The organism is Bacteroides xylanisolvens XB1A (assembly GCF_000210075.1).
In the GTDB taxonomy this organism is placed as follows: domain Bacteria; phylum Bacteroidota; class Bacteroidia; order Bacteroidales; family Bacteroidaceae; genus Bacteroides; species Bacteroides xylanisolvens.
Genome location: NC_021017.1, coordinates 2,947,149 through 2,967,282, shown reverse-complemented (window position 1 = coordinate 2,967,282; position 20,134 = coordinate 2,947,149). Strand labels below are relative to the sequence as shown.

The following is a 20,134-nucleotide window of genomic DNA, read 5'->3' as shown; positions in this document are numbered from 1 at the left end:
TGACAATAAAAATGTAAGAAAATGAAAGTCGTGATTTGTGAAAAGCCCCTCGTGGCTAAAAGACTGGCCCGCATATTGGGCGCGGACAAAATGGAAGACGGGTATCTCATCGGAAACGGATACGCCGTCACATGAACGTTCGGCCACCTGCTGGCCCCGGTTTCCCCATTTTCCTGTATGGAAGGACCTTTTACAAGGGAGATGCTTCCCCTTGCAGTCCCCTCCGGACTCGCCGTCCGCCGGACAAGGACGGAAGACGGTTTCCGGGATGACCCCGTGGCCGTCAGGCAGCTGGAGGTCATCCGCAGGCTGCTGCGGGAAGCGGACGGGGCGGTTACGGCCACGGACACCTCCCGTGAGGGGCAGATGGTCGCCCGCAACCTTTATGATTATCTGGGCTTCAAAGGAAAAACCGAACGTCTGTGGCTTTCCTCACTGACGGACAAGGCGATCCGAAAGGCGTTCCTTGACCTTAGACCAGACAGTCTCTATGAAGGTCTGTACCTGGCAGGCAGGGCACGGCGGGAAGCCGACCGAATCATCGGGTACAATGCAAGCCTCGCGCTCGGCATGGCAGCCGGAAAAAAGAACCACTCGCTCGGACGGGTACAGACACCGGTACTTGCGCTTGTCTCGCGCCGTTACCTGGAGAACAGGGATTTCAACGCCGTACCTTATTACCGGCTGGAGCTGTCGGTCCTCAAGGACGGTAAAGAGCTTGTTTTCACCTGCCCGGAAAAATACACGCAGCAGCAGGAGGCCGTAGCCGCCCGGAACCGGATCGCGGCATCGCGTGTGGCCACGGTAATACAGGCGGAGAGAAAGGAAACGGTGGAGGAACCGCCGCTTTTGCATGACCTGGCCTCCTTGCAGAAGGAGGCGAACCTCCGGATGGGGCTGACGGCAGGACAGACGGCATCCGCCCTGCAGAGGCTGTATGAGGGAGGATACATCTCATACCCGCGTACCTCCTGCCGCTACATCCGGAAGGACATGCCGGAGGATATGCCGACACTGCTTTCCCTTCTGAAAGACGACCCGTGTTTCGCACGTCATGCGGAGACACCGGAAGGCAGGGTGCTGTCCGCCCGTGCCGCCGATGACGGCAAGGTGACCGGACACCATGCCATCATCATAACGGAAAACATACCCGGCAAACTGCCGCTTGATGAGCAGAACCTCTACCGGATGGTCGCAGGCAGGATGCTGGAAGCCTTTTCGGGTGACTGCACCAAAGAAGAGGCGGATGTCCGTATCGAATGCGGGGGAATCCTGTTCGAGGCCGGATACCGCCGGACGGTGCATGCCGGATGGAAAAACGTTCATAACGGGACCGGGAAAGAAGAAGACACCATGTTCCCCTCCTGGGGGCAGGACGAGGTGCTGCCGGTAACGGACATATCCGTCCGAAGCGTGGAAACCTGTCCCGTACCGCTTTTTACGGAAGCCTCGCTGCTGTCCGAAATGGAACGGTGCGGACTCGGCACACCCTCCACAAGGGCCGGTGTCATCGAACTGCTCATCGCACGCCGGTATGTCGAAAGACAGGGATGCGGCCTGCTGCCCACCCCGAAAGGGCTGGAGGTGTATGAGGCCGTCAGGAACAAGCTGATCGCCGATCCGGAGATGACCGCCCGGTGGGAAAAGGACCTGCAGGAGATCGAGCGGGGAGAACTGGACGCGGACGTGTTCATCCAAAAGGTTGGAAAATATGCACGGCAGATCGTGGAGGAACTCTCGGCGGTCCGGTTCGAACATCCCGGACCGCCCCGACACCGCTGTCCCAAATGCGGCATGGAGACACTGACCCTTCACCGGAAGGTGGCCCGGTGCGGTGACCCGGACTGCGCGTTCCTGCTTTTCAGGACATTCAACGCAAGGGAGCTGACCGACGGAGAGATGCTTTGCCTGCTGGAAGGAAAGAAAACGGATTTCCTGCCTTTTGTCAGCAGGAAGGGAAAGCCCTATGAGGCATCACTTAAAATGGACGAAAACTACAGGATAGAGATGACATTCAGGGACATCCCGGTGGAGAGACAGCCGTTACCCGCCGGCGACCCGTCTGTAATGCAGGCAGCAGACATCCCTGTCGAAACTCCGCATCCCGGCCAGCTCCCATAAGGAAAATCCGGGGCATCCTTCGAACAGGCGGAAGCCTTCCCCCTGGAAGCGGGGCAGGACATACAAGACCAGCTCGTCGGCCATGTCAAAGCGGAGCAGGCTGTCCGTAAAAGGAAGCGTCTCCAAAGCCGCTTCCGCAAGGTATACACCGGAATGCCCCTGCTTCCATTCCGTCAGGGACATGAAGGATACATCAGGGCCAAGGCAGGACAAGGCAGCCTCCCGGATACGGGTGATGCCATATTTCTCGGGGTGTTCCCACAAATCGGGAAATGTACTCCTGCGGGCAAGGTAGCCGTCAAGGGTGATGAAAGCCAGGATCTGAACCGTCGCCATATGAATAGGATATTTTTTATTTCGTAATGGTTCCGGAAAAAGGCCATAAAAAGAGCGTGGCCTTACGCAACTTCAAGACGTGGCTCTGGTAAACCAAGAATAAGAGCAGCGCAAGCCACGCTATGACAATGCATAGCATAGCCTTACGCAGAGGTCCCTTATTCTTGTGAAATTTACCAGATTTCGTCTTGAGGGCGTTCCGCGAACGTTATGTCTATATATCAACAGGACCGGATTAATCCCCGTTCCTGAATGAATTCATATTTCCGGGGTAAAGATAGGAAATTAATCTGATATTCCGGGCAAACAGGTTCGATTGATTCATTATGCCGCCCCCAAAAAGAAGGAGGGCGTGTTTTCCGACTCCCTGACTATTGCCGACTTTTCATGACTATGGCTGACGCGTTCCGTACACGCATGGAAAATTGCATTATCTTGCACCCGAAATCATAAAAAAAGATTATGGAACTGACACTTATTGAAACGAACGCGTATCTGGAGCTAAAAAGAAAGCTCAGCACGCTGTCGGTACAGATGGCCGACTTCCAAAAGAAAATCGCTCCGTCCTCACCGGAAAAGTGACTTGACGCACAGGAGGTATGCCTGGCCCTCGGCATCTCCAAAAGAAGCCTGCAGAACCATCGGGACAGGGGACTGGTCCCTTATTCGAACATCGGAGGAAAATGCTTTTACAAGGAAGCGGATATCCGGCAAATATTGGAAGAAGGTCTCATTAAAAAAAGAAGGAAATAATGGCGGAAATCATTACAAAAGATTCGGAGGAGTTCAAGGAACTGACCGGATGGATGAAAAAGATCGGAAAATCGGTGGAGGCGGCGACGGCAAGGATACGTCCCGCCATCGCGGACGAACATTACCTACAGGGGGAAGACGTGTGCGAAATGCTGCACATCTCAAAAAGGACTCTGCAGACACTGCGTGACGAAGGAGCCATACCCTATACCACCATCGGAGGGAAAATACTGTATCCTGAGAGTGCCCTGTACGAGACCTTGCGGAAAAACTACCGGAACTACAGGCAATACGCCGGATAACCGGCCGTAAAGAAAAAGAAGAAGGGATGCTTCACCGGACTCGCCGGATAAGCATCCCTTCTTCTTAGTTGGCCAGGCGGAACATCCCGCCGATCTTCTCACGCATCCTGTCCGTGTCCTCACCGATTTTTGGATTGATCAGCTCGGCGTAGACCTGCGTGGAAATGATGGTCTTGTGCCCGAGGACTTTCTGCAGGGTTTCAAGCGGCATGCCCTTGCTCAGGGCCAGGGTCGCAAAGGTATGACGTCCGACATGCGGGCTGACGCGGACACTGCAGCCGGCCTTCTCGCCGATACGTTTCAGACTGTCCTCCATACTCCCTATTTCCCCCACGGGGAACACCCTGTCCGGAGAAACCTTGAATTCGTTCACCCCCCTGTATTTCTCGATCAGCTCGACGGCTATCGGGAGCAGCTTGACAACATAGGGTGCCTTGGTCTTCACACGGTTTCCAACCAGCCAGGTGTTGCCGTCCGAATCCGTGTGGACATTCCGGTAAGAAAGTTCCTTCAGGTCGGCATGGGCCAGGCCGCTGAAGCACATGAAAACAAACATGTCCCGGATGGCCTGCTGCCGCCTGTAGCTCAGCTTGACGCTGATAACGCGTTGCAGGTCCTCCTCCGAGAGGAAAGGACGTTTCTTGTATTCCGGCTTGCACACGAACTTCTTGAACGGGTGCTTGTGGATCCATCCCTCGTCCATTGCCAGATACATCAGCCATTTCAGTGTGTTGACGCGCTCGAAGGCCGTTGACTTGGCCAGCCCGCGCACGGAAAGCATCCAGTTGTAATAGTTCTTGATGAAATCCATGTCCAGCGACATCAGGGGGATATCCTCCGTACCCAACTTGTCCTTCAGGTAACAGGACAGACACTTGTACTCGTCCACCAACCCCCGGTAGGTGCTTTGGGCTTTCGTCTTGCCGATCTGCCGTTTGTAATCCCGGATCTGGATATTGAAGATCTCCATCAACGAATGGATCTCCTCGCCAAAGCCGTTATAGCGGTCATAGACCTTCTTGGCTGTCAGGAACGAATCGTGGTCCGAGAGATATTGATAGTGCTTGCCGATCTGTGCCTTGATGTTCTCCAGCTCCCGATTCAGCCGTCTTGCCTCCTCGGATTTGCCTTTGGCACAATTGCCTTTGGCATCCCAAAGGGCAAGGGGAACATCACGCTTGCAGCTGAAACTCGCCGTCGTTCCGTTGACGGTAATACGCCCCATGACAGGGACACGGCCATTTTTTATGGCCTGGTTCTTGGTGTAGAACAGAACTCGAAAGGTACTCCTCATAACTCGATTATTTTTGTTACAAAATTACTATTTATCGAGTTGTTTTAAGCTATGAAGAATAATGCAAACAATTGAAAAATAACCGCTTATATTGTCTGTTTTATAGACTTGGACAAGGTAACGATTAGGTAACGTAACTCATGCTCAAATGTGCTTTTTGTAGCGTCGTTTTTCAAATGGAAGTGAAATACAATCCCATTAATTCGCTGAATTCAAGCGGTGTGTCGCCATTATGCAACTATATCTAAAAATCTCCGACTTTTAAACTCAAACCCTTTGAGTTCCCCTGTAGATTCATAGGTATAAGGATTACACCATTTACCAATAATTTGTTTCTCCACTTTCTGTCCATAGCTGCTGAATGCAAAGCAAGACAGAACCATAACTGTCATTAATAGTTTCTTCATTTTAATTTATTTTTCTAGTAAATCATATTTCTGATCAATTCCACGTTCTCGCAAATGAATACCCTCTTTCATCCAACGCGGCTCTTTTGTTCCTTTCAGGTAATAATCAAAGAACTGTTTCATCCGGATAGTCCAGTCTTTCTGTGCAGCCTGATTACCAAGAAAATGCCCTTCGCCTTTGTAATTAAGATGCCATGCCGGACGTTGTAAACGACGCATAGCTAAATAAAGTGCACGACCTTGTTCGTAGGCAACAGCCTCATCCTTATCATTATGCCAAATTAATAATGGAGTATGTATTTTATCCGCTTCCACGATAGCAGAGCTTGCCAAATACTTATCTTTGGCTTCCCACAAACTCTTTCCCATACGGCTTTGCCATTCTTCATACATGAAATAACGCGGCAAACCGCTTCCACCACGAATACCCAAATAACCGGTTACCATATCAGTAATAGGAGCCCCGATATTAGCACAAGCGAATATATCCGTCTTCGTCACCAGATAACTAGTTTGGAAACCTGACCAACTATGTCCCTGAAGACCTATCTTTCCCGGATGCGCTATCCCCTGCTCTATCAAGTATTTCGTACCGCTTACTACTGCATCATAACTACTCTGTCCCGGTGTTCCTATGGTAAAATGCACATCCGGCATAAATACAATATACCCATTACTAACAAAGTACATCACATCCGCCATTGCACTACTCAACATTGGAGCATGATAAGTGTTCAGCCCTCCGGAATGTGTTTCATAGAACTGTACCAGAACAGGATATTCTTTCTTAGCGTCATAATCTTCCGGCAAGTAAAGTATTCCCTTGTTAGGCTTATTCTCATAATTAGTCCATTCCACTAACTTTGCAGTACCCCATTTGTATTCGCTTTGTTGAGGATTAGCATTCGTTATACGAATCGGATCAGAGAAATCCGATTTACTCCACCACAGATCACGGAATTCTGATATATTCTGACGATTCCAGATACAATACTTCTGATTGTCAGAAAAACGATGAATTGAATAGATATAAGGACCTTCTGCGAGCTTCTTCAAGCGACCTTTCATGTCAAGTGAATAAATACCTTCATCCATTGTATTTTCATCCCATACGCTGACTATAACCGTCTCGTCCGGATTGAATACTTCTTTGTCAATATTGCTGGTCATTTTACGGATAGATCTCTGATTTTTGCGACCATACCCCTTAGTGATGCATTCCGGTTGACGTTCTCCGGTCAAATCGATCTTCCACCAGTCATAAGCATCATAAATCAACACATTATTACCATCAGCAGTCCAACCAGCAATACCACAAGCAGGTGCAGGATTTGGTTTGTCATAAGTTTCCTCGAATATCGGATACCCAATAGCTGTTGAAATATCGGTAACCTCACCCGTTTTTCCGTCAAACTTATTCCATACTTGTGCAATAGGATCATACATCACAGCCCATTTGCCATTCATCGACCACCTCGGTCTTGTCCGGTAGCTACGTCCTACCAATTGCTTTTCTCCCGTATGTACATTCACAGAATAGATGTCAAACGGCATTTCATTAAGCCAGTCTTTCTGCGCACAATAAGGCGTTTCGTCTGTGTAAAGCACATTATGAATCTCTTCCGCACGATCCGGCTCCAACAAATCAGCATGCCCGGGAGCTACTTCCGTCAATTTTCGGGAAGCAATGTCATAGATATATTTCGAATATTGAGGACGGAAATAACGACTGCGTGTCTGCAAAGTAGGTACTTCATATTCATCCCAGGTCCACAACTCCAGCTCAAAACTCTTATCCGGCTTTATTTCCTCTTCTTTCTTATCTTTATTTATTTTTTCCTGATAAGGTCTGAGTTCCATTGTCAGAAACTTCTGGCTACTTGACAGGTTAGCCCGGACAAGTTCCATCCTTGCAGGGAGAACTATCTCTTTTCGGTCAAAGACCAAATCACAGGTGTTCTTCTTTAAGGAAAAGTTGTACCATAGTGAATCTTTAATACTGAACCCTCCTATCATCTGTTTTGCATTCAAGTTGAAAGAAACTGGTTCTTTCTTTACGGAACTCTGATAAATAGTCTGATAGGGTCCGGTTAATGGACCATAACACAATGCGTTACCTTTCGCTTGTTTACGTACAAAGATGATAGATTGTCCTTCGTTGTACAAGGTATAATAACCAATACTGTCAATTTGAAAGGAAGTGCCGTTTTTTAGATGACGAACTATCAAGCGGTCGAAAGATGGAACATGATTGATGGTATCCTTCGGCACATTTGTTACAGAAATTGAGTAAGGAATTCCTTTTGCTGGTCGGAAAGCTTCCTTATAAGTCCACTCGGTCTTTGTGCCTGAAGGCAGTTCTAACAGGATTGTTTTCGCATTCCCAGTAGAATCGGACACTTGATAATATGCAGCTTGATCTGAATTATAAAACTCAATATTTTCTACATCCTCCAACAGAATCTCCTTACGGGTGCGTGAGTCAAACAGGTGCAAGATCTTTCCGTCTTTGTACTCGGGATTATATTCCATAGGAACTATACGATAAGTCACCCATCGCCCTGTCGGAGAAATATCAGGCGACTCTACACGCATCCATGACATACACGCGTCAATATCAATCGGCTTCTTCGGTGTTTGTGCCTTAATATTCTGACCAAATCCGATCAAAAGTCCTACTGCTATTCCGATTCTTATTATTGTCCTGTTCATCTTATCTTCTCCTTTCATCTTCTATCATATATTTATTCAGATCAATATCTGCATCCGCCGAATGATCGTTCAATAGTAAACGTGCGAAATGACGCCACATTTTATGTTCAAAGAATACTTCTGATTCACCAAAGAATCCATGAGTGCATTTCGGTAGTACAAACATATCAAAGTCTTTGTCTGCTTTAATCAATGCATGTACCAGACGTAATGTATTCGCCGGATTTACGGTATTATCGACCGCACCAGTAAATAACAACAAGCCATGCTTGTAATTCTTGGCTAGTTCCTGATTAGGGCGTACACGAACACTATAATCATAAGTCGTATGCTCCACTCCCAAGCTATCTTTCCCTGTTTTCACCTTTTCATCTACGCCAAAGTGAATTTCCACAAAGCCCTTATTATAGATTCTGTTATCATGGTTACCCGCCGAAGAGACAGCAGCTGAATAGAAGTCGGGATAAGTACATATAGCTGCAGCCGACATGAATCCTCCTCCGGAATGACCATAAATACCGACTTTTGTACCATCAATGAAAGGATAACGGGCAGCCAGTTGCTCAATAGCATACTTATCATCTGCCAATGGATAGTCACGCATATTGTTATATCCATATGTATGATATGCTTTTCCACGCATCGGAGTACCACCTCTATGACCTACAGTAATAACAATGAATCCCAGTTGCGCCAGACGGGTATTATATACATCATTCACAGTAAAGCGTGTCGGCACATACTCAAAAAAAGGTCCCGGATAGACGTTCGAAATAATGGGATAAACCTTCGTCGAGTCAAAATCTGCAGGTTTCCACATCACGCCATAAAGATCAGTCACACCATCAGCCGCTTTCACCTTAAAACGCTCCAGAGCTTTCCATCCCATCTCATAAACAGGTTGCAAGTCCGGTTTTTCCAGTTTCATAACCACCTTTCCACGTGAGTTGCGAACGACATTGACAGGTTCTTGTGAAACTGTGGAGTAGGAATCTACAATATAATGGTTAGAGGGAGAAATTCTAGCTTCATGTGATGCGTTTTCGGGTGTCAACAAACGAATAGCATTCAGTTGATCCAGTTTAGCTTCATAAAGGATATAATAATAAGGGTCGATGCTTTTCTCACGACCATAACCATAAAAATAAAATTTTCGACCGACAGTATCAATCTTTGCAATCGGACCAGCCACCCAAGTTCCGTCTGTCACCTGATTTTTCAGGTTTCCGGTAGCAGTATCATACAGATAGTAGTGTCCCCACCCGTTCCGTTCCGAACGAAATAATATTTCTTTTCCATCTTTCAGGAAAGACACGCTACGCATCTGATAATCAAGGTACGGCTTATTCTCTTCATGAATTACGACGCGTACCTGTCCAGTTTCGACATCCACCTCACAAATATCTGATTGATTCCAAGAGCGGTTATAACGTTGAAAATAGAGACGTTTACCATCATTTGTTGTATACAGTACATCGATATACTGATCAGGCCAACGATTGATATCTACTTTCTTCACTTCCCTTTTATCTACGTCGCCAAGTAAAAGTTCATATTGTGTCACGTCTTTATCTCCTGCCAACTCGGCTTTATAAGTCGTTAATTCAGGAAACTTTGACAATGAATTGATTAACCACAGATCGCGCACTTTCCGATTGTCCTCACGAACAGCATAAAAACGATGAGTACCCGGAAGCCAATGAGCTGATTCAGCCCCGAAACGTCCCTCCATCTTTCCTTCATCCTCACGATTGAATGTATAGTCCGGTCCCCCGTCTGTTGTCAACTGTACAGGTATTGTATCCTGTCCCTTTTTCGGATTTCCGACAAAATACAGGTTGTCTTTACTGGCATACAACATATACAAGCTATCCGGAGAATATTTCTTCCAGTATGGATCACCGTCTTTATAAATAGGCTTTTCATCGAGTTTCTTCAACACTTTCGTACGAATGTTATAGGTATATAGCCCACGGTCGAAGTCGAGACGAATTGTCTCATTATCTTTCATGAAAGTGAAAGACAGATGAGGAGCTGCAGCAGAGTAAGCTTTTTTGGTATATACTGCAATCTTACTCAAGAGTTCGGGGGTATCAAACAACAGACGTTTTTCCTTTTTCTTCGGATTCACATAATAGTATTTCTCTCCCTCACGGGTAGTGAAAGAATAGTAGAAGCAGTCCGTATCATTGATGAACGTAGGGTTGACTTCCGTAGAATACTTCATGATAGGATTCTGTGTCAGTAAACGAAACTTCTCCGCCAACTGATAATTTGCTTTTTGCTGTGCGCTGGCCATGCTGCATATTAATGCAACAGCCGCCAAGCACAGATATCTAAAAAGAGAGTTTTTCATAAAATTTTGTCTATGTCTTATTTGGTACAGTTTATATCCCCCCAATAATCTGCCCGGTTATCACCCAGCAAGTGTTTAGCAAAGAAGCGATACATCTTTTTCTCAAAATATTTATCTGCAGAGCCATATCCATGCCCTGCACCGGGTATTACCAACATATCGAAATCTTTGCCAGCTTCAATCAATGCTTGAGCTACACGATAAGTGTGTGCAGGATTAACATTCTTATCCATATCCCCCGTCACAAGCATCAGATGCCCTTTCAGATTCTTGGCAATCTCTGCATTAGACTTCACACTGAATTTGTACTCATATTCTTTCGTTTCGTTGCCCAAGCTGTCTTTCACAACCTTTTCAACTTCTTTCACGCCATTATAGCATTCGCCCCAACCACGATTATAGATACTATTATCGTGATTCCCGGAACAGGAAACGGCAGCCGTATAAAAGTCCGGATAAGTGAATATAGCAGCTGCAGCCATAAATCCGCCACCTGAGTGCCCGTATATACCTACTTTCTTGCCATTGATAAACGAGTGGCGTTGAGCCAACTGTTCGATTGCATATTTATCATCTGCAAGGGGATAATCGCGCATATTGCCATAACCGTAGCGATGATAAGCTTTACCACGCATCGGAGTATCCCCTCTATGTCCTACAGTAATGACAATAAAACCTAGCTGTGCCATACGGGTACAATAGCTGTCATCCAATGTAAAGTTAGTAGGTACAAAGCCGAAATAAGGACCAGGATAAACGACTGAAATAATTGGATATTTCTTTTCAGGATTAAAATCAGACGGCTTCCACATCACTCCATATAAGTCGGTAATATTATCTGCTGCCTTTACAACAAAACGTTCCGGCTTTTTCCAACCCGATGCATAGACTAAGTCCAAGTCAGGTTTTGCCAACTCCATTATCACTTTGCCTTTTCTATCTTTCAGCATGATTTTAGGCTCCATGTCAACTCTTGAATATGTATCGATATAGTAATTATGAGATTTCAAGAAATTCACATTATGCTGCCCATCTTCTGTACTTAATGGAGTAACTCCTTCTTTGTCAATATCAACTTCGAAAAGCATATAATAGAAAGGATTTACTTTCTTATCTTTTCCATATCCATACAGATAAACTTTGCGTTTCAGTGTATCAATAGAATTAATGTAGCCTGTTACCCATTCACCAGAAGTCATCACATTCTTGAGGTTTCCATCGCCATCATAATGATAATAATGTCCCCAGCCAGTACGCTCTGAACGGAACAAAATATCCTTACCATCGTTCAAGATTGCCACATTACGAGCATGAGGATCACGATACGGTTTATCTTCTTCATGAATGATCTCCTTTACTTCCAAAGTTGAGAGATTAACCGAGCATACATCTACTTCATCCCAAGTACGTTTAGTGCGTTCAAAAAACAAATATTTGCTATCTGAGGTAACATGAAGAGGCATTACATACTGGTCTTTCCATTTGTCCACCTTCGCTTTCTTTGCCGTTTTTTCTACAATATCAATAATCGTCAAATCATTTTGAGTAACATATTTATCACCAGGGAACTCATATTTATATTTGACCAATGACGGTGAATCTTCTATTGAATTAATTACCCAAAAATCTCGTAATAAACGGTTATCATCACGCACTGCATATACATGACGATTATCCGGACACCAGCGTGCTAGCGTCGGTACTTCTCCGTCTTCTGCAGGTTCGTAATCATCTTCACGAGCATATGAAAAGTCTTTCATACCATCCGTAGTCAGTTGCACTTCAGTTGTATCTACTCCCAGTGACTTATTTCCTTTCACATACAAATTATGATTCTTTGCATACAAAATATATTTCTTGTCAGGAGAAAAGTTCATCCAAGTATAGCTTGGGTCTGATGATTCTTTCTTCTCTTCTTTCTTCTCAACTATTGTCAGTTTACCCGTCAAACGATTATAACTATACTGCTTACCCTTATAATCGAACTCAAATGAACGTTGATCTTTTGAAAAAGTAATAGATGAAATGTCCAGTTTATTTTTATCCACCACGCCTTTGGTGAATTCACTTAACTGCATAGCCATCTTACTTTTGTCAAAAAGAGGTTCACGTTTTCCTGCAGCAGGCATCACATAATAGTAATCTTTACCAGCTGTCGTTTGAAAATCAAACCAGAAATTATCTGTATCATTGATTTCCCGCGGATAAATCGATAGACTATTATTAGATAATTTACCTCCTAAGGTAAATTCCTGAAACTCCTGTACCAACTCGTAATTGGCTAGTATTGTATCATGCTTGCCAGAGGCTTGTCCCCATCCTTGCAATGCAAAAATAAAAGACAAGCTGCCGACAATAAAAACTCGTTTTAATACCATAATGGCTATTTTATTACTATATGAATCACTTTTAAAGCTATTCTTCTAGAAAGAAAATGACATATAATCATCACCACTTCCCCATTTATAAAGGACATCTACAATTTCTCCAAAGTTCTTATTTTCTTCTGAAGTGGTTTCATTCGGGAATTGCTGTTTAAGAGAAACCGCCGTACACGTACCGTCTTTTAGTCTTGTTTCTACAACACTATATATATAAAAACTTCCGTCTTCCAAAGCAACCCCTAATTGCCCACTGTAAGGATACTTGTATTTACGTAAATTGGTGGTCACATCCATACCTGACAAGGTCTTGACAGCAGCAGGCAACGGCTCACCTAATGGCATCAAACTCCCTCTATATTCCACATCTCCATAAGAATCCCATCCGTATTGATAATAATAAAGCTGGTTTCCGCTGGCAATAACCACATAACGTTTATTTCCAAAATTAGCCATACCACGATAATCATTGATAACTCCTAAAGGAGCCTCATAATACCAACCATCCATACAACTAACGGATCTGCTATCTGCCTCTAACCCGAAATAACGCAATTCATATACTGATGTAGCTTCATCTTTCAGCAAAACCGTCCAAAAAGGATAAGCCATTGTAAAATCATTCCCTCCATCATATGGAGCTGGCAATGCATCTACCACTGTCTTTTTTATATTTGAGAAGTGATCTTCACCACTCGGATCGGCAATATTATACATATTCCCACTTTCAGAACTAGTCATTTCGCCGATAGCTGAACTCTCACTTCCAGCTACATTACCCACATCCAAAATGCCCACTAATGAATTATCTTCTTTTGTCAACGCAAGCATCACATTCGTATAATAGTAATTAAACTTATAGGCTTGGAACAAGCGACTGAATCGGGTTTCATTATTTAATCCTATAGACATATAGGTACCTGCATGAAAATCAGCCGCATCTGCCTTTTTTTCCCAATAAATTAGTCCATTCTTATCCAACAATGCCTTAGCCGTATAAGTCATGGCAGCTTCTATCGGAGAAAAATGAGCAGGAATATCCCCACGGAACTCTTCATCTGTGTACACTTCACGTTCCAGCGTATTGCCATTAAGCTCCACCCAGCGATCTTGTTTCACTACCAATTCATCGTATACGCTAATACCGTACTGAAGATTATAATCTATATAACCAATGTTATTCATCAATCCTTTCGGATTTGATCCCAAATTGGAAACGACATCACGCTTCACTATATGATAAACCAATGAATCACGAGTAAAGGTTTCCCCATTATACGTTACCTGATAATGTTGTGTTGTAGGTACAATGAAATGAAGCACAGAACGTCCGCCTTCATCCGACAGAATAGTCCATCCACGTTGAAACATAGACATCACCTTAATAATCGTAGATTTTCCGAACTGGACCCCCGACTTATTGTCGGTCACTGCAAATGTCACTTGATACGTACCGCTTTTGTCGGCTTTAAATGTATAAGTGGCACCACTTTCACCTGTCTGCAACTGTTTGTCTATGTACCATTCGTAGCTGACGTCGGGCGTAATGCTGTCTATCGTAAACTTAAATGTAGGCGCCAATACCAATTCGTCTCCCTCTATCAAGTTATATCCAGAATTGATATTCTCAATATTGAAATTACCACCTTGTAAGTCATTAATCTGCTTGTAGTTATAATTATTGTCATCATCCAAACAACCGGACATAACTCCGACAAAAACAGTCATCACTGCATATATTCCTAATTTTTTCATACTTTGCAATTTTATAGTTATCCTGCCACTTCCACAGTAATCACATTTCCATGCTCATCTTTCTCCCAATCTTCCTTTTTCTTTCCTTCGTTCATCTGCTTCAGGGTATTCTTCAGTCTTAATGAATATTTACGTAATACTTGCTTGTTCTTTCCATCGAACACCATATCATCTTTTTTCAACTCGTCCAAAAACATCTGATACTTCCTTTCCGAATATTCACCTAGATAAAACCAATCGACTGAATTCCCCGGATTGGATTCTGACCCTGCATCAATCACCGACCACCAGTGAGGTTTAAACAAACGATCGGTAACAGTAATAAAAGCACGAGAATATGAATGGTCACCTTGCTTCACCCCGTTTGCCTCCACTACCTGCAATGCCAATATTTTCGTTTCTTTCTCCAGCATTGGGGCATTCTTCAGTATCACATAAATGGTATCCGTGAGCAATCCCTTTCTAATCCTACAGTCTGTAGGCAGCACATATAAGTCGGCAGGCAAGGTTGTATATTCTGCATCTACACTTACATTAAAATGTAAATCATCTTCCTGTATTTGCCCGTAGACAGAGACTTCTATCGGTATTTCGGCATCCTCACCCTCATTATACATTTTAAAAGATACTGTAGTCGTGTCTTTTGTCATATCATTAGCAAATCTCAAATAGGCTGTATCGTTACTGTTGACCAGCAATCCCTTCTCTTCACACGAAACGAGCATCAGATCTGCAATACAAATCAACGCTCCCCATATAGCATATTTTATCTTCATTTTCATTTCTCTTAAATAGTTATTATGAAAATATTCCTTATATTTAAATATTTGATTCCGAATCAGGTTTCGGCAATACCACATTCTCATCAGTCGGCAAAATATCACTACTATAATAAGAGCTGGCGGGGATCAATCTATTCAACCGTTTATACATATAGAATATCTGCCCTTCACCCAGAAATTCACGACGGGCATCATTTACCAACAAATCTATAAACTCCGATTTATTTGTCACATTATCAAACTTTTTTGATATCCCTCTTCCTTTTTTCACCAATTCCAAATAGCCTCGTGCTTCTTTGGGTTTGGTATCAAAAATCGCTTCAGCAGCAATGTAATACACCTCAGACATACGTATCATAGGGAGCATACGGTTATTTGTTTTCCCTTCATTTGTACTCTCTGTCTGTTTGTTATACTTCAATGTGCGATAATAAAACCCATAATACTTCTCTTCCAATTGATACTTAAACCGCCAGTCGCTATTTATTTCATCCCCATACAGTTCTTTCGCAACATCACCATCAAGACACAAATAATTCTCCTCACTGGCACCATCGGAACCATGATTTATTTCCTGATCCCATTCCACCAACTCCTTTGAAGAATAGAGCCCGAAAATAATATCATTATACATCTTCATATTTCCATTCCTAAAGCCAGACGAATTAGTTGAAGCCTCGAAATAGCCGGTTTTATTTTCTTCATCAATGATTTTCTTGGCTTCTGCATAAGCCTCTGCATTCTTTCCCGCATACAAGAAAACACGAGCCAACTCCGCCGTTACCGCATAATAATTCAGGCGATAGCCTCTGCTTTTTGCAAACAGGCTCTCTGAAACCGTTTCGATATTGAATCTAGCGTTCGCCCCCATACTAGATGTTGCATCCACTTCCTTCAGAATGCGCTGTGCTTCCTTCAAATCAGCAATAATCTGTTCCAAACAATAACTAACAGTTTGATGGTTGTTGACATAGCTAGGATAAACATTAACATAAGGAATGAAAGTACGATCATCTTTCCCGAAACCAACAGATGAAGGAGATGGAGCATAAATACGAAGCAAATCAAATTGTATAAATGCGCGCAATCCGATAGCCTCACCCAAAATCATCTGCCGCTCACCATCAAGTCCACTAAAGAGATTAGGGTCAGCTTTGGCGGCCTGTTGAGCCAATTCATTACAATTGGCAACCACATTCCAAGCAGCATTCCACATGGCATCTGTGACAGGGACTAATTCTGTATTTTTAAACTGAAGCGCTGCCATATTTCTCATAGCTGTTCCACCACCTATACTTGGAGCTTGATCTATATAATAAGACTGCGCCCAGGCATCCATAATGCCCCAAGTAAGGTTACTTCCATACAAATTGAAAGTAGCCATCTTCCGGTAAATACCGTTCGTTGCCGTACGGAAACCATCACCAGAAGAGAACAAATATTCCTCCTTTATCTCATCAGAAGGATAAAGGTCAAGCCAATCTGAACACGAAGAGAGTGTCAAGACTACAAACGCAAAAGAAACAAACGTAGTATATATTTTTCGTATCATAATGGTATACTTAGAATTGTGCTTTAATAGAGAAATCAACCGTCCATGACTTCGGGTAACTTAAACCTCGCTCCTGACGGATAGAATTCCAGTTAATAAAATCGCGTGTACTTGCTTCCAATCGGAGCATATTCATTCCCAAATACTTCTTTATCCATTCCCGATTGAAATCATAGCTTAAAGTTAATGCACTCAAACGCAGATAAGCCTTATCCTGAACGAAGCGTGAAGTCGGCATAGTGGCACTATCGGCATTTTTAATATCTTTAAACTGCGCAATATCTCCCGGCTGTTTCCATCTGTCGGTCAACACACGCAAGTCTACGTTTTGATATTGTATTCTGGCATTCTCCACCCGATCTACCAAAGTCTGATTATACTCCTGCCCGCCCCATTCGTATTGGAAAGCAGCAAATAAGCTCCATTGTTTATAAGCAGCATTAAATCCGATAGAGCCATTGAATTTAGGTTCAGTATTACCAACAGCCACTTCTTGAGTGGCATTCCATGTGTCGGACACACTACCATCACGGTTTAAGAATATTTCCTTACCTGTAGTAGGATCAATACCCAAAGATTTCACAGCCCAAATGGAAGTAAGTGACTGTCCTTCCTCATATTGAGAAATTGGTACTCCATATTTAGAATTATAGCGGCCATACTCTTCATTCACTATATTCTCATAGAATTCTTTTACTCGCTGATTGTAGGCACGTTGAGAATCAGAAATTTTTAGAATCTTATTCTTGTTGTGTGCCATATTTCCCCATAACGCCACCAACCAGTCACGATTACGGAATACTTCGCCACGTACCTGCAACTCAAATCCCTGATTCAGTACTTCACCCATATTGTCTTTATAACTAGAGAAGCCGGAAGTTTGAGACAGGCTGACATCGTTCACCAAATCAATTGTTTTATCATGATAATAATCTGCATCCACTGTCAAACGCCGATTCAAAAATTGCATTTCAATACCTACATTAAACTTATCAGTCTTTTCCCAAGTCAAGTTGTTATTTCCCAAAGCTTTCAACACTGCGCCAAAACCTGTTGCATACCATTCATCAAAAAGCGCTTCGTACATAGTCGTAGCAGCATAAGCTGGAAAACTAGCTTTACCAGTCCGGCCATACGATGCACGTACCTTCAATTTGTTAACTATCTCATTTCCTTTTAGAAACTCATAATTATGAATGTTCACCCCCAAACCTCCGGAGAAGAACGGTGCCCAGCGTTGCTTGGAGCCAAAATCAGATGACCCATCAAAACGAACAGAGAAATCAGCCAAATAAATATCATTCCATGTATAGTTTCCGGTAGCCCATGCACTGACCATGCGTGAAGTACCTTCGGTACGTGACGGCTTTTCATATATTTCGGCTGCATAATTCGATGAATGAAATTGTCCACTCGGGAATCCGCGGTAATGAACGTTTGTCGCATCTGATGAACCAGAAGATGCCTCCCATGCCACAGACAGATTTAAATTATGTTTATTGAAAGAACGTGTATAATATAAAGCTGCATTTGCATTCCAATTCAAACTATTTCCATCATCCACATAGAGGTCACCCAAGTTATGTCCACCTTCATTAGGAGCAGCCGTGGTTTTTGAAGACAGCGGGTCGATAAACCGTTCTCCACTAGAATATTTACGGTTCACACTAAATTGACCTCTAACAGTCCAGTAATCGGTCAGATACCAATTCAAACTCAAATTATTGGATACTTCATCATAAGCACTCCAAGTATAATTGCCAAGAGTCGCTTCGTATAGTGGGTTGTTAGCCTCGCGTAAATTGCTATTCTTCGAGAAGCTCAACCTTTTTCGCAATGTCCCGTCATCATTATAAGGTGTATCATAGGGTTGCAAAATGGTATAGTCACTAAACGAACCATAAGGCGACTCTTTCGATTTAGAATGAGTGAACGATACAGTGTTCTTCACTTGCAAAGACTTCATACGATAATCCAGAGAGAAACCAACACTATAGCGATCACGTCCTGACCCCTTCATCACACCATTCGCTGCATTGTAAGAAGCATCTACACCCCAACGCAAGTTTTGCGTACCTCCCTCTATAAAGAGGCTGTGTTTATGGTCGAATGCATTTCGTAGAGGCAGTACCATCCAATCAGTATCCACACCACGTTGAATTTGTGCAAATCTCTTATTATAATCAAGAATTTGATTTTCCATGTTACTATTATCGAAAAGTCCGGCAAGGCGTTCCATCTCCAGTTTTTCTGAAGCATTTGCCAGATTATAGTCGCTCAAGTCGGGCATTTCCACCGTACCTGTAAAGTTGTAAGAGACACGCACTTCACCTGGTTTCGGAGTGACGGTAGTGATAACTACCACACCGTTAGCGGCACGCGAACCGTAAATAGCGGTAGCTGCAGCATCTTTTAGGATGGTCATGCTCTCTATGCGGCTGGGATCTAAGTCGTATACCTTTTCGATGCTAACTTCAAATCCATCCATAATGAATGTAGGCAGATTGGGATTATTTTCCAGATTCGATTTAGACAATTGATTCTTATCCAAATCTCTGGTACCTACCCCTGAACGTCCACGAATATACATTTCAGGCAATGCGTTCGGATCGGAACCAAACTGCGTATTGCTCATCAAACGAAAAGAAGGGTCGAATGACTGCATGGCATCCAGAACATTGGTTTGCGATACCTTACGCAACTCATCACCTGTTATTTGGGTAGAACTACCAGTAAAGCTTGATTTACGAACATTGCTATATCCGGTTACAACTACATCCTCTAATGTCTTCACATCATCCAACATAGTAATCTCAAGCATCTTCTTACGTGTAGCATCTACCTGAAGAGTCTGTTTCTTCATACCAATAAAAGAGATTTCCAAAGTCACCTTATCATCCTTAACATCCAAAGTAAACTCACCTTCAATATTAGTAGAAGTACCCGTACGAGTACCTTTTACGATGATGCTGGCTCCTGGAATCGGTTCCTTATTCGAATCAATAACCGTACCACGGATACGATTATCACGCTTCTCGGCCTGCAATTTACGAACAACAACAATACCGTCTTTCACCACATAATCAAATCCCTGGGGATTTAAAATCAACTTTAGAGCGACTTCCCATTTCTCATTTTTTGCATTAATTGATACGGGAGGAACTCCTTTAAACATTTGTGAATTATACAACATATTCACTCCTGTTTGTTTCTTCACTGCATCCAAAACAGTCTCAATAGAGACATTGTGCAGGTTTAAAGTTACCGTCTTATCCTGTGACGGTAGAGCCCATGTGCTAAATGTGCAACACACTGCCACTAAAAAACATAGTAGCCATCGTTTTTCTCTCATAAATTAATGATTAAACTTTACCTAATATTCT

The 20,134-nt window shown here is 43.5% G+C and carries 11 protein-coding genes and 2 pseudogenes; 3 read left to right on the top strand and 10 right to left on the bottom strand.

The window, feature by feature from the left end; translation table 11 throughout:
- Window positions 1-177: 177 nt before the first annotated feature.
- The gene (locus tag BXY_RS11650) at window positions 178-2,121 is read left to right on the top strand and encodes a type IA DNA topoisomerase (RefSeq protein ID WP_015531976.1); all 1,944 of its coding nucleotides are present in this window, start codon (window positions 178-180) and stop codon (window positions 2,119-2,121) included.
- Here BXY_RS11650 and BXY_RS11645 read toward each other — a convergent pair.
- Window positions 2,044-2,457 carry a hypothetical protein gene (locus BXY_RS11645; RefSeq protein ID WP_005681888.1) on the bottom strand — a complete coding sequence of 138 codons (414 nt, stop codon included), beginning with the start codon at window positions 2,455-2,457 and terminating at the stop codon, window positions 2,044-2,046. The two genes, BXY_RS11650 and BXY_RS11645, sit on opposite strands and share 78 nt — an antisense overlap.
- Window positions 2,458-3,039: 582 nt before the next feature.
- Between BXY_RS11645 and BXY_RS11640 the strand changes: the two are divergent.
- Window positions 3,040-3,210: pseudogene (locus tag BXY_RS11640) on the top strand (helix-turn-helix domain-containing protein); the annotation flags it as partial.
- Window positions 3,210-3,512: a helix-turn-helix domain-containing protein gene (locus tag BXY_RS11635; protein WP_005798109.1), complete on the top strand. Its 303-nt coding sequence runs from the start codon at window positions 3,210-3,212 to the stop codon at window positions 3,510-3,512. The pseudogene BXY_RS11640 and the gene BXY_RS11635, both read left to right, overlap by 1 nt.
- 64 nt (window positions 3,513-3,576) lie before the next feature.
- On the opposite strand, the gene BXY_RS11630 is transcribed toward BXY_RS11635, so the two are convergent.
- The 9 genes and pseudogenes from BXY_RS11630 to BXY_RS11590 form a co-directional block, all read right to left on the bottom strand.
- The gene (locus BXY_RS11630) at window positions 3,577-4,806 is read right to left on the bottom strand and encodes a site-specific integrase (RefSeq protein WP_005681891.1); all 1,230 of its coding nucleotides are present in this window, start codon (window positions 4,804-4,806) and stop codon (window positions 3,577-3,579) included.
- Window positions 4,807-5,066: 260 nt separating this feature from the next.
- Window positions 5,067-5,213, bottom strand: a pseudogene (locus BXY_RS11625) (lipocalin family protein); the annotation flags it as partial.
- 6 nt (window positions 5,214-5,219) lie between these two features.
- A complete protein-coding gene (locus BXY_RS11620) occupies window positions 5,220-7,943 on the bottom strand; it encodes a S9 family peptidase (protein WP_015531972.1) in 2,724 nt (907 codons plus the stop codon).
- On the bottom strand, window positions 7,927-10,281 hold the full coding sequence (locus BXY_RS11615) for a S9 family peptidase (RefSeq protein ID WP_208946803.1): 2,355 nt from the start codon (window positions 10,279-10,281) through the stop codon (window positions 7,927-7,929). Before BXY_RS11615 ends, BXY_RS11620 begins: the two co-directional genes overlap by 17 nt.
- A gap of 17 nt (window positions 10,282-10,298) precedes the next feature.
- Window positions 10,299-12,659, bottom strand: coding sequence for a S9 family peptidase (locus BXY_RS11610; protein WP_004313743.1), 2,361 nt, complete (start codon window positions 12,657-12,659; stop codon window positions 10,299-10,301).
- Between the two features lie 45 nt (window positions 12,660-12,704).
- Window positions 12,705-14,417, bottom strand: a complete 1,713-nt coding sequence (locus BXY_RS11605; RefSeq protein ID WP_015531970.1) for a PKD-like family lipoprotein — start codon at window positions 14,415-14,417, stop codon at window positions 12,705-12,707.
- Window positions 14,418-14,434: 17 nt separating this feature from the next.
- The gene (locus tag BXY_RS11600; protein WP_049702247.1) at window positions 14,435-15,193 is read right to left on the bottom strand and encodes a DUF4843 domain-containing protein; all 759 of its coding nucleotides are present in this window, start codon (window positions 15,191-15,193) and stop codon (window positions 14,435-14,437) included.
- Between the two features lie 43 nt (window positions 15,194-15,236).
- Window positions 15,237-16,751, bottom strand: coding sequence for a RagB/SusD family nutrient uptake outer membrane protein (locus tag BXY_RS11595; protein WP_015531968.1), 1,515 nt, complete (start codon window positions 16,749-16,751; stop codon window positions 15,237-15,239).
- A 10-nt stretch (window positions 16,752-16,761) separates the two neighbouring features.
- A complete protein-coding gene (locus BXY_RS11590) occupies window positions 16,762-20,103 on the bottom strand; it encodes a SusC/RagA family TonB-linked outer membrane protein (protein ID WP_049701528.1) in 3,342 nt (1,113 codons plus the stop codon).
- Window positions 20,104-20,134: the final 31 nt, after the last annotated feature.